This window comes from Limnoraphis robusta BA-68 BA1 (assembly GCF_034932365.1).
GTDB lineage: Bacteria > Cyanobacteriota > Cyanobacteriia > Cyanobacteriales > Microcoleaceae > Capilliphycus > Capilliphycus robustus.
Genome location: NZ_JAYGHR010000082.1, coordinates 63731 through 76125 on the forward strand (window position 1 = coordinate 63731; position 12395 = coordinate 76125).

The window sequence follows — 12395 nt, forward strand, 5'->3', positions numbered from 1 at the left end:
CTCTGACTTAGGACAACATTCCCAACTGTTTCAACCCGAGAAACAAAGCCGCCACTGTTCCCGCCACACAAATTTTACCTTGGCTAATATATTCTATCACTTGCTCAACGGGAACTAAAATGACTTCTATTTCTTCAGTAATATCTAACTGACGTTCTTGTAACCGTTGAACATTAGATGCTAAAAATAAATGAACTGAATTTGTATCTTTCACCGGATTATCGTATAATGTTGCTAACTTGATCATCGATTCGGCAACATAACCCGTTTCTTCAGTCAGTTCACGAGTTGCAGCGAATTCTGGACTTTCTTCAGTCGGGGAAAAACTGCCAGCCGGTAACTCTAATAAAACCTCACCAACGCCATGTCGATATTGACAAACAAAAACGATTTCATTTTGCGGTGTTATCGGTAAAACCAAAGCAATATCCGGGCGAACATTCACAAAAAAATCATCAATAATTGTTCCATTCGGTAACTCAACTTTATCCAGTCTCACCCGACACCATTGATGATTAATGATAAATTGAGAATCTAATTGTTTCCACTTGGCGATTTTTTTCATAGTCAAAATTTTAGAGATAGTAGTCATGTGTCTGGGGGTAATTCTTCCCGGATATTAAAGATAAACTGCTTGAATAATCTCTTGACAGCCTTCGTTTCACTTCAAGCGACACAAAAGAAGTCGGAAGTTGGGAGTTCACAAAGAAAAGAGTTCACAAGGAAAGGAGTTACTGATGAACACTGTAAAAACTGGTCACTGGTCACTGTTCACTGTTCACTGTTTATTGCTTGCATTTTGACCTTAACCATGATAAGAAATGCTCAGAATGACTTATCTAAAACCGCTCAAACTTTAACCGTTACACAGGAACCATGCAAAGCCCAAAACGAAGACAGAAATTTCAGCAAATACAGTCATTGATCGCCTCTGTTGTACCTGTGTTGTATGGTAGCCTGTTAATGAGAACATCCGGGGCGATCGCAATAGCAGCAATTGCCAGTTCAACCCTGAGTTTACCGGGTTACGCAGCCATTTTAGAAGACTGGAAAATCGACCCCAGTACAGGTATAGTAGAAGTATTGCTTCCCGCAGGCGTCAGGCCTCGTTTATCAGTCGCTACCGAACCTGCGCGTTTAGTCGTCGATTTACCCGATACAGAAATCGGCATAAACATCACGGAACGGTTTGAGTCGGGAGTCATCAGTCAAGTGAGTTTTACCCAGTCTGAACCCAAAGTTACCCGAATTACCATTGATTTTGTTCCGGGTGTCGTTTTAGATGAACGAGAAGTCGATTTTAGGCCTGTTGGTATCGAAAACCTTTGGGTGTTGCGTCCAACCATTATAGACCGTCCTGCCCCTGCACCAACATTTTCGACTGCCCAAACTCCAGAAGCCCCGCAAACCGTTGATCAAGTTGATCAAACAACATCCGACTCAGCAGCAGATTTAGAAACTTCTCAACCAGAAACGACAGAAGCAGAAGTCACCCCTCCAACCCCCACACCGCAAACACCGGGCTTTCCTTCGCCCGAGAGGGTTGATCAAACCGTTATCCCTAACCCTCAACCTTCGCCCTCTCCGAATTTGGAGACAACGCCACCTCCCCCACCTGAAACTGTTGCTACAGAACCAACGCCTCAACCGCCAACCCAAGATGGTACAATTCCCTTTGGTCAACCGTTACCGAGAACGTCTCAACCTCAAAGCACTGTTTCTTCGAGAACCATTGATCAACGTCCTCCCAATGTGCTGCTTCCGGCGGGGACTCAACTGACGCTGCGTTATCCTAATCCTAATGAAGTGCGTTTGAAAAATAAACCGGAACGACAGGATGTTTTATTGCTACAAGGCGGAATTACTGACAAACAAGGAAACTATATCATTCCGCCCGATACGCCGATTGTAGGATACTTTGAAACCAGTTCCAGAGGCAGTCGCTTTCAAGTGGAAGCCATTAATTTAGAAGGGCGTAGCATTCCCCTAAAAGCCGAATCCGGTTGGATTTCGGGAACATTGGATGCGGAACCCAAAAATATTCTTCGTGATACAGGAATTGGCGGGTTAGGGCTATTTCTGCTAACAGGGTTTACAGGTGTGGGTTTATTGGTGGGGGCGATTGGGGGTGCAGCAGTTGGTTTTGCCACCTCTCCCCAACCTACAACATTACAACCCGATCAAGTGATCGAAGTGCGCCTGGTAGAAGATTTGCGTCAATCGCAATTTGTGTTTATTTCCGAAGACTAGAAGCGCTCAGATTCAGATCTTGGGCGGGCGGGGATGACTCCGGGTTGATTTAAAAATAGGTTTTCCGCACTATTGTTCTGATAAATACAACTCACTTCGGGGGTACCGGTATCCAAATCACCCGTAAACCCAAAGGTGTTCATCCTCTGTTTACAGTCTCGTTCTTGTTCGGAAGTAATCAGATCTCGCTGTCGGAGAATCGTCCAGTTACTGGTTCGCATCACACAACCGGGTTGCATTCGGGGTCGGGATACAAACACACTAAACGGGTTCAGCGTCACGAAAACCCGCATATCTGTGACCATCGCACTCGCCCCGAATTTAATACAGGTTTCGGTACTGGGGGCGCTACGGTCAATAAATTGGCTAGAAGCCACGTTTTCCGGGCTAAAAGTCGCTGTCGAACTAATCGCAATTCCAATCCCAATTCCCAAAATTAATGCACCAGCAATGACGGCTAAAGCCGTATAGTTAAAAGTTGAGCGAGGAGAAGTCGTTGTTGGGCGGGTTTTACGTTTCATATCAGCTATCAGTCAGGAAAAAACTATATTGAACAACAGTTACAGAGTCTTATACTTCAAGATTAACGGTCGATTTACTCTATTACCGTCATTTTAACAATTCACCCGCCTAAGTGACCAGTGACCAGTGACCTGTTACCAGTGACCTGTTACCTGTTACCAGTGACCTGTTACCTGTTACCAGTGACCTGTTACCTGTTACCAGTGACCTGTTACCAGTGAACAGTGACCAGTGAACAGTGACCAGTGAACAGTGACCTGTTACCTGTTACCAGTGATAACTGTAAAAACTGGTAACTGTAAACTGTAAACTGTAAACTGTAAAACCCTTGCCGGGATTGCCAGGATTTATTACACTATGTAAAGTGAAAAACTCATTTTAAACTTAGGAACCCCATATAAGGAGATAGAGCCGTGTCTGTCGAAACAGTTGAGAAGCTTTCCACAGTCCGTAAGCTCGCACCACGTTATCGCGTCTTGCTGCATAATGACGACTTTAACGGGATGGAGTATGTGGTGCAAGTCTTGCTTCAGACTATACCAAGTTTAACTCAGCCTCAAGCCGTCAGTATTATGATGGAAGCCCATACGAATGGTCTGGCTTTAGTGATTACTTGCGCCCAAGAACACGCCGAGTTCTACTGTGAAACGCTGAAAAATAATGGCTTGATTAGTACCATCGAGCCAGATGAATAATGAATAAATCTCATCTTTGACACCCGGATTTGTTTTCATCTCCCGAAAATGTTTCCGGGTGATTTAATTTATAGGTGCTTTTTTATCATCCTTTGAAGTTAAATCTTAGTCCGATTTCTAGCTTTTCCGCCCCCCTCAGACTGACGCTGTTTATTCTGATGTTGTTGGGGTTGTGGCTACCGTTGGCGGTTCCGATTTATTTACTCGGAGATGATCCTAATACGGTTAGTATTATTACTCTGCTCTTACTGTATCTAGAATTTATTGTATTGGTGCGTTTCTGGGGAAAATGGATTGATCATCAACCGAAACTTCTCCAACACTACGGTTTACGTCTCACTTCTCAAAATGCTTGGTTGTTCATTCTTGGGTTGAGTTGGGGTTGTTTGAGTTTATTGAGTTTATTCGCCTTTGAAGCTCAACTCGGTTGGTTAACGTGGTATCCTAATTCTCAACAGTTTCCTCGAGTTATTTTAGAAGGGCTTCTCGTGGCTTTTGGGATCGGATTTGCTGAGGAATTGTTCTTTCGAGGTTGGCTACTGGATGAACTCCTCCGAGATTATTCGTTTTCGATCTCAGCTTGGGTTTGTAGCGGAATTTATGCGATCGCTCATTTTATTAAACCTGTTGCTGAAATTCTCCGCACTTGGCTGCAATTTCCGGGTTTAATCTTACTCGGGTTGATCTTCGTTTGGGCGAAATTTGTGATCAGTTCCCCATCGGAAAAAATACCTGTTCCTCGAGGAAATCTCGGTTTACCGATTGGGCTTCATGGCGGATTGGTTTGGGGATATTATATCATAAGTGTAGGTGGAAAAGTTCAGTATTCGGGACGAGTTCCAGATTGGGTTGTGGGGATTGATCAAAATCCGTTAGCCGGTTTAACGGGATTGATTTTTTTAAGTGCGATCGCCATTTTGATCAGAAAATTATCCCGATTTCGGAACTGAACCGATTAATTTTGATTCCGGTTGTAGGGTGGGTGATACCCTGTGCGGTTGATTAATTCTGTGATGGGGTTAGGGCGGGTTTAGTTGACTCTGTTACGAGTATTATAGATATTATAGAACCCGCCCCTACACAATTAGGATTGATTAATCGGACATGATATCACCACCCAAAAGTTATAAAAATTGACTGTTTACACACCTGTTAGACAAACCTCTATTATTGATTGAAGCTTATGAAATACCCAAGCTTTGCGATCATCTTTTTATTAGCCTCTCTCGGCTATATCAACCCCGTTAAAGCTGAACCTCAGCCTTTTATTCCCTCTCAAACTGTTATTTCTGCAAGCCCCACAAAAGCCGAAATTCTTGATGCTTGTGTTCGCAACCAAGCAGAAACATTACCCAATCCTTATAGCGATGTTGAACCTACTCATTGGGCTTACAAAGCAGTTTTGAGTCTGTATTATTGTGGTGCTTTTCGTCAAGCTACACCCCCCAATTTAACAGTGACCAGTGACCAGCTTTTACAGTTATCAGTTATCAGTTATCAGTGACCAGTTTTTACAGTTATCAGTTATTAGTTATTAGTTATCAGTTATCACTGTTGACTGGTCACTGGTTACTGGTCACTGGTCACTGTAAAAGCTGATCACTGTATAACTACCAAGTCGGATCTACACTAATATTAATCGTAATTTTATCGCGTCCAGGAGGAACAGCACTAATACAAGCACAAATAACATCATCACCGTCTATTTCCACCTCACAAGCATGACAGGAACCCATCAAACATCCTGTAGGAATAGAAACACCAGCCCGACTGGCTACTTCTAATATAGGTTCTCCGGGTTGGGCGGAAACCGTGACATCATCGGGTAAAAAATGAACTTCTAATGATTGAGATGGAGTCATTTTTTTCGTTAAAACTCAAAACATTTATCAAAAAAACTTTAAATTAAAAACGTTAAACCCGAGCTACTTTATCCCCTTTCTATTATATAGCAATCAGCAGGGATCGTGTTTGCAACTTCTTGGTGTTCTTTGTGTCGAGCGTGGTTAAATTCAGCTTGCTGCTTATAAATATACCAGCGCTCACTGCTAGAGAACGAATCTAATTCAAGTAAAAATCCGACTCAAATCTAAATATTCTTCAACCACATCCGCCAAAACATCTAACATCATTTCTCGTTGTTCTCGATAGTTCGGAATTCCAGTGGCTAACGTTCCTAAACCTCGTTGAATTCGCAAATGATTCAACCAAGAGCGTCGCCAGGGACTATTATCAAAAGCACCATGAAGATAATGTCCCCAAACCGAATATTGTTTATTTGTCACCCCCAAATTGCGATCATTAAATAAAGGCAGTGCATTTTCCGCATCGATAATTTGAGTGCGACCTTGATGAATTTCATATCCTTCAACGGGTAAACCCACTTGCGGATATTCAGAGGCAACAACCCGCTTAGAAGACACCTTATTACGGTCAATAACCGTTTTTACAGGTAACAATCCAAAACCGGGAAATTCACCCCGTTTCCCTTCAAGTCCTTGGGGGTCCATCACACTTTCACCTAACATCTGATATCCCCCACAAATGCCCATCACCTGACCGCCCGCCGCGACATATTTTTGTAGGGCTTCTGCCATTCCTGTCTCTTGAAGAACCAACATATCCGCAATGGTGGTTTTAGAACCCGGAATAATCACCGCATCGGGATGACCTAACGCTTCTTTCGGGCTAATATATTCTAAATTAACAGTGGTTTCGGCATCAAGCGGATCAAAATCGGTAAAATTAGAAATGTGAGGGAGACGAATGACTGCTATCGTAATTTCGCCTTGAGAACTGTTGCTTCGACGACGATCTAATAAACTCAAAGAATCTTCTGCGGGAAACGCCAAATCAACCCAAGGAATCACCCCAACAACAGGAATTCCAGTATATTCTTCTAACCATGTAATCCCCGATTCTAAGAGCGATCGCTGACCGCGAAACTTATTAATAATAATCCCCTTGACTAATTCTCGTTCTTGAGGTTCGAGAAGCTGCAACGTTCCGACAACATGAGCAAAAGCACCACCGCGATCAATATCAACAACCAGCAACGTTTTAGCCTGGAGATACTCAGCCACCCGCATATTCGTTAAGTCTCGGTGTTTGAGGTTAATTTCCGCCGGACTTCCCGCCCCTTCACAGACAATCATTTCATATTCAGAGGCGAGGTGATCGAGGCATTTGGTAATCGTTTCCCAGCCAATATCAAAATATTGTTCATAATATTCTGCGGCGTGAACAACACCCACAGGTTTACCTTTGAGAATGACTTGAGAGGTCATATCGCCTTGAGGTTTGAGCAAAATGGGATTCATCGCCACAGAAGGAGAGATTCCCGCCGCCCAAGCTTGTACAACCTGAGCATAACCCATCTCGGCTCCTGCCGGGGTGACATAGGAGTTTAACGCCATATTTTGACCCTTAAACGGTGTCACCTTCACTCCTCGACGATACAACAGACGACACAGAGCAGTCGTGATCATCGATTTACCTGCGTGGGAAGTCGTTCCCACAACCATAATTGCTTTCATTGTTTAGAAGTTAAAAAATAGAAAATCAAGCCGACAAGGAAAATCGGAAGCGGCGATGCAGGAAATTTAAACAGCGATCGCGCCAAGTTGGAGCGCTGAGTCCTTGGGGTTGATGTTCTGCGTTTTCTACCAGTTGACGACCGAGGGGTGTGAGTCGGAAACTATCGGTGATTCCTTGTCCGTCTACTTCACGTCGTAGTATACCGACTTGAATCAGCCACATCAAATGATTTTCAACACTCAGTTCGGAGAGGCGTTTGCGAGTGTAGCCTTGTTCAACGCCCCGCGATCCGGCGATCGCATTGAGTTCAACACTTTCATAGCGCATCAAACTCATTAGTTTTAGTTGAAAGGGAGAACAACGGATAGCCCGTTCAGCCCGTTTAAAGGTGCCAGATGAATATTGAATAGATTTTGGGGTAGGAGACTCAACAGAGGTCATGGAATCTAGTTCAGGTGAGAGTTTAAAAGGTCTAAATGTTTTCTGTTGCGGAAAAACCCGGCTGAATTTCTAAACCGGGCTTTTCTTTTATTCCATATTAGGTGGGATTTGACGACAGTGCCAGAGTTAGCGGAAAAACTGATGTCTGTGGAGGATGGTTTCGCCATGATCGGGTATCCAAGCAATCCACTGGTTTTCAGCACTCTGACACAACAGAAGGGCTTCGTCGTGACTGTAGGGGTTGGGCAGTTCTCGCAGATCAACCCATGTTCCGGGTTCATATTCGCTCGAGAATGCGGTTTGTGATGCCATCCAGTCGGAGACTGAAGTCGGTGTGATTTGGGGGTGTAAGTCAAGTGACATCGTGTTTTCCTCGTCTAGTCTGTTCTCAGAGACCTTGCTCTCACCACAAGTTTTCTCTAAAAATCTGACCAAAATTTTATTTTCTGTATTTATTGTTACAGAATTCTGACTTTATCTCAAGTAATCGTTGCACAACTTCATCAGTCAGGTCTGTAGGGGCGGGTTCTCAATAGATTGATCGTGTCCCACAGAAAATTGATATATAGCGGTGTGCGAGCCTGTTAGGTACCAGGCCAAAAACCCGGTTTCTTCGAGAAACCGGGTTTTTTTAGTCTCTACTGTACTTCATTCAACTGAAAATTGATATAAACCCGCCCATTTTCCCCCTAAAACTTGATTTGTGGGGAGGTGGTGAGTCCACCCCTGTGCGCGGGGAACCCGCGTTGAGGGGAGTGGCTATCCCGTTGGGGGAGGCGCGGGAGGTGGGGAGATGGGGGGAATTTTTATTAACAGAAAGCTATTTTTCATGTTGAAAAAAGTCCTCTCCCCACCACCCCATCACCCCATCCCCCCATCCCCCCCGGCAATTTTTAACTGAGAATGAAACAGCCCTGCCCTACAACACGGGTTCGGAGGTGGCTGGTTAAAAGGTACCCAATCCCTTGACATACTCCCCATTTCTAAAGAAAGGGGATTCTCCAAGCCTCACGGCTTTGGATTACTGATTCATTGACAACCCTTACAGCAAGCTAGTTTCCTAACCTACTCTTTGAGGGGTTCGTCTCCCCAGTCGTTCATCCCATTTCAGAGATAGTTTCGGTATGCCCTACCGTACTTGAGAAAAAAATGCTTTGTTCTCTGTACTTGGTGCTTTAAGGTTTTATATGGCCAAAGCATTTCTTGCAAGAACCCCATACCTTAAGTTTTCAAGGTTAATTGCATCGATTAGATGCTGGGTTTTTCAACTGGTTGAATACCCTGCCAGTTGAGTTATTATAGCATTAGAAAGAGCCTTATATCCCCATACCTGAAGGTAGGGGCGTGTGCGGCAATTTTTGGTAAAATAACGTTGTGAAGAAAATCTAAAAAATTCCTTTTGGGGAGGATTACTCAGCAATGGCTTTATGTGTAGGAACAGATGCCCCTGAATTTACCGCCAAAGACAGCGACGGAAACACTGTTTCTCTGGCTGACTTCCAGGGTAAGATAGTCGTTTTGTACTTCTACCCCAAAGATGACACCCCCGGTTGTACGAAACAAGCCCAAAGCTTCCGTGACAACTTCGCTGACTATCAAAGCAAAGATATGGTTGTTTTGGGTGTCAGTATGGATGATGAAGCATCCCACAAGGCGTTTGCAGAAAAGTATGGTTTACCCTTTACTTTGTTAGCCGATCCCGATGGCACCATTACCAAAGCCTATGATGTGGACGGTGGAGGCTATGCCAAACGTGTCACCTATATTATCAACGCTGAAGGGAGGATCAATTATGTTGATGATAAGGTAAACACCCAGTCTCATGCTCAAGATATTCTCGCCCGACTGGGTTAACAAATCGATCATTTGATCCAGTCTCAGGAAAAATTCATCCTTATTAACGATGTAGCCGTCCGTAGATAGTTCTAGGGGCGGCTTTATCGGTGCAGTTATCAGCGATGCTAACCCATGTTTGAATAAATTAACCTCAAACGAGTCGCCCTGTTCATCCGTCCCGAAGGCTTAACTGTGCCGCAGAACGACCTACGACAACTCCTAGAACTATGCTGAATTATCTTGGCCCTATAGAGGTCTTAGTTAACCAACCTATTGCTTTAATCGGAAGCTTTGACTCTGAAAAAATTCAGACGGTTTCCGTTGTTGCTGAAGACAAATATCCCCTCACAGTTAACCTCAATTCTAAATCTGGAATTTGGCACGTTAGTTTAGAGAAAGGATTCAATACCACAGGGGAACGTTGGCTACGCTTAAAAGGGTTTAATTCCCAAAATCAATCGGTTGCTGACCAAATTATTCGTTTAACGGTTTCTCAAGAAGGAAATCTTGGATCAGATCTGAATTTAATCACTCGATATACGACCCCATTTAAACAACAGGCGATTTCTTCGGCTCGTTTGACTCCCGAACAACAACACAATCTTAATGTTGGTGAAGTTCTCCCGCTCAACTCCTACAAATTAGTCAACAATCACCTGGAAGTTGAACTTAAAAATCCTTTAGGAACTGTGGGAAAATTAGGCTATTTCTATGAAGAACACGTCCTTTTAATTAAAAGCGGACAAATTCTCTGGTTTAATCGCGAAATTTTACCGCCTACTCCATCGGGAACTCAACTTTTGTGGATTACTCAAACAACTCCTCTGAAAACTAAACCGGAAGATTCGGCACAGTTGGGGATGAATCAAAGTGTTGAATTAACACCTGGAAATGCCTATACAATTCTCGGTTATGCCTGTGTGGCTGATCATTTTCGGGTTACACTCGATCGCGATATTCCAGGTTTTGGTAAATATGGTTATATCTATCGTTATCACGCCGAACTTTGGGAACAAGATAAAGCCATTACCTACAATACAAACGCTCTCAACCTGACAATTATTAATACCACTGCGTTGAAAAAACAACCTCTTGATGCGGCTTTTCTCCCTGAAACTGAAAAAGTGACGCTTCCGGCGGGAATGGTTTATGGCGTACAAAGTTACACGACGGAAGAGGGTCATTTAAAAGTCGCTTTTACGGAAAATTTACCGGGTTTTGGCAATACGGGTTATGTTTATCCCGATTTTGTACAACTCAGTCGAGGGGATCAACCTTTTGTCTCCTCTGTACCTGTAAAATATGAGGGGCCGTTTGAAGTTTTGGTTGATCAACTTACAACACTTAAGGGAACTTTTGATTCCAGTGTTGTGGCGGCGATTTCTTTAATGGCTGAAGATCGTTATAGTTTTGATGTTGTTCTCAATGAGGCTGCGAAAACTTGGGAAGTGAGGTTAGCCAAGGGATTTAGTGAGGCGGGTTATCGATGGTTGAGACTAAAAGCAACGAATAAAAAAGGGGAGTTGGTTGCTTCTCAAGTGATCAATTTAACGGTTAGTAACAACCCCTTGACGGTGGGAGAAGGGTTAATATTAACGATTACCAATGATACGCTGTTTAAGGTCGCACCGTTTGATTCTGCGTCTCTCAATGCAAGTCAAAAAGTGGCGGTAAAAGCGGGTCAGAAGTTTAATGTCTTGAAGTATGGCTGGGTTGATGGTCATCTGAAAGTGTTGTTAAATAACGCGATTTCGCCGATAGGAATGTTTGGCTATTTTTTCCAAGGTCATGTTCAACTCAGCAAAGGGTCTGAAGTGCTGCGGTTTGAGATTGACAATGTACCGGATACGGATATTAATGCCCAATTATTGGTGATTAAAACCACGAATATTAAAGCAAAACCTGTTGATTCTTCTGAGTTAACACCGGATCAATTTGCGCCGTTGCTACTCGGTCAAACTTATCCAATTAAGGGTTATGCTTGCACTCAGGGTCATTTTCGCGTCACATTGGCTCAATCTGTTGAGGGATTTGGTAATGTTGGATTTATCTATTGGCAACACGTTCGTTTGCTACGAGATGGTCAAGAAATTGCTTTTGATCCTGATGCCTTGACGATGACAATTGGACAAACAACGGTCTTGAAAAAACGTCCGGTTGATGCGAGTCGGTTGGAGGCTTCTGAGAAGACAACATTACCTACAGGTCGAGTTTATGGAGTGAGAAGTTATGCGATCGCAGAGAATCATATTAGAGTCGCATTAACGGAAGAATTAAGCAATTTTGGCAATACGGGTTATGTGTTCCCAGATTATGTAAAATTTCAGCGTGGGGGAAAAACGTTTAATCCTTTACCGGATCAAGTTGAATTGAATGTTCCCTATTTTTCACAACGAGATAATCCTCGGTATTCTTGGTCTACTTGTAATGTGACTTCGATCGCGATGGTGTTGTATTATTATGGTTTGCGATCGCAATCTGGGCGTCAGTTAGAGGATGAATTGTTGCAATGGTGTTTTAATTATGCGGGGGTTGGATCGCAAACGGAACATAATGTTTTAACGGCTTTAATTCGGGCTTATGGCTATAAAAGTAGTTTTAGTACGACTCGTCGTTGGTCTGAGATTAAAGAGGAATTAATTAATCGTCGTCCTGTGGTTATTGGGGCAGATTTAACGCCATCGGGTCATGTTTTAACGATTATTGGTTACAACAAAAAAGGCTATATTGTTAATGATCCTTGGGGTGATGCTTACACGGGTTATTACAATACAGAAGGGCGATGCCTGTTGTATTCCTATGGCTATTTTAACCAAGTGGCGGGGCCGGATGGGAATGTTTGGGCGCATTTTATTGAACCTTAAGAGGTACACCGATTGGGTAGAAACCCGGTTTCTGCTAGAAACCGGGTTTCTGGTTTGTACCTGATACAATAAATCGCTGATCTCAGGTTAATATAAAATACTCGAATATTTGCTACCAATGCTTCTAGGTTCTCAGTCTCCCCAAGCAAGCTATCCCCCCTCGCCCCCTTTTATCCCCCCTCGCCCCCCTTTGAAAGGGAGGAATTAGTTGGGGGAAATAATTTCAGGGAATAAGGGGGCTGGGGTCACG

At 43.5% G+C, this 12395-nt stretch carries 12 protein-coding genes; 6 read left to right on the forward strand and 6 right to left on the reverse strand.

What is annotated here, in order from left to right; genetic code table 11:
• Positions 1-7 precede the first annotated feature (7 nt).
• The gene (locus VB836_RS24265) at positions 8-565 is read right to left on the reverse strand and encodes an NUDIX hydrolase (protein ID WP_323223321.1); all 558 of its coding nucleotides are present in this window, start codon (positions 563-565) and stop codon (positions 8-10) included.
• 311 nt (positions 566-876) lie between these two features.
• Here VB836_RS24265 and VB836_RS24270 point away from each other — a divergent pair, with 311 nt between their 5' ends.
• Positions 877-2250 (forward strand): AMIN domain-containing protein, encoded by a 1374-nt coding sequence (locus VB836_RS24270; protein ID WP_323223323.1) that lies wholly within the window; start codon positions 877-879, stop codon positions 2248-2250.
• Here VB836_RS24270 and VB836_RS24275 read toward each other — a convergent pair.
• Positions 2247-2771: a DUF3172 domain-containing protein gene (locus tag VB836_RS24275; protein WP_323223325.1), complete on the reverse strand. Its 525-nt coding sequence runs from the start codon at positions 2769-2771 to the stop codon at positions 2247-2249. The genes VB836_RS24270 and VB836_RS24275 overlap by 4 nt on opposite strands.
• Positions 2772-3185: 414 nt before the next feature.
• Between VB836_RS24275 and clpS the strand changes: the two genes are divergently transcribed.
• From clpS to VB836_RS24290, 3 genes are all read left to right on the forward strand, one after another.
• The gene (gene clpS / locus VB836_RS24280) at positions 3186-3467 is read left to right on the forward strand and encodes an ATP-dependent Clp protease adapter ClpS (RefSeq protein WP_046282079.1); all 282 of its coding nucleotides are present in this window, start codon (positions 3186-3188) and stop codon (positions 3465-3467) included.
• Between the two features lie 158 nt (positions 3468-3625).
• Entirely contained in the window at positions 3626-4417 is a 792-nt protein-coding gene (locus tag VB836_RS24285) for a CPBP family intramembrane glutamic endopeptidase (protein ID WP_082172578.1), read from the forward strand.
• A 233-nt stretch (positions 4418-4650) separates the two neighbouring features.
• Positions 4651-4971, forward strand: coding sequence for an S-layer protein (locus VB836_RS24290; RefSeq protein WP_323223327.1), 321 nt, complete (start codon positions 4651-4653; stop codon positions 4969-4971).
• A 106-nt stretch (positions 4972-5077) separates the two neighbouring features.
• Here the strand turns inward: VB836_RS24290 and VB836_RS24295 are convergent, their stop codons facing one another.
• The 4 genes from VB836_RS24295 to VB836_RS24310 form a co-directional block, all read right to left on the reverse strand.
• Positions 5078-5329 carry a 2Fe-2S iron-sulfur cluster-binding protein gene (locus tag VB836_RS24295; RefSeq protein ID WP_323223329.1) on the reverse strand — a complete coding sequence of 84 codons (252 nt, stop codon included), beginning with the start codon at positions 5327-5329 and terminating at the stop codon, positions 5078-5080.
• Positions 5330-5533: 204 nt separating this feature from the next.
• A complete protein-coding gene (cobQ, locus tag VB836_RS24300) occupies positions 5534-7003 on the reverse strand; it encodes a cobyric acid synthase CobQ (RefSeq protein ID WP_323223331.1) in 1470 nt (489 codons plus the stop codon).
• A gap of 25 nt (positions 7004-7028) precedes the next feature.
• Positions 7029-7445 (reverse strand): Npun_F0494 family protein, encoded by a 417-nt coding sequence (locus VB836_RS24305; protein ID WP_046280466.1) that lies wholly within the window; start codon positions 7443-7445, stop codon positions 7029-7031.
• A gap of 126 nt (positions 7446-7571) precedes the next feature.
• Positions 7572-7808, reverse strand: a complete 237-nt coding sequence (locus VB836_RS24310; protein ID WP_046280467.1) for a hypothetical protein — start codon at positions 7806-7808, stop codon at positions 7572-7574.
• A gap of 1056 nt (positions 7809-8864) precedes the next feature.
• On the opposite strand from VB836_RS24310, the gene VB836_RS24315 reads away from it, so the two are divergent.
• Entirely contained in the window at positions 8865-9299 is a 435-nt protein-coding gene (locus tag VB836_RS24315; RefSeq protein WP_046280896.1) for a peroxiredoxin, read from the forward strand.
• Between the two features lie 209 nt (positions 9300-9508).
• On the forward strand, positions 9509-12145 hold the full coding sequence (locus tag VB836_RS24320) for a C39 family peptidase (protein WP_323223333.1): 2637 nt from the start codon (positions 9509-9511) through the stop codon (positions 12143-12145).
• Positions 12146-12395: the final 250 nt, after the last annotated feature.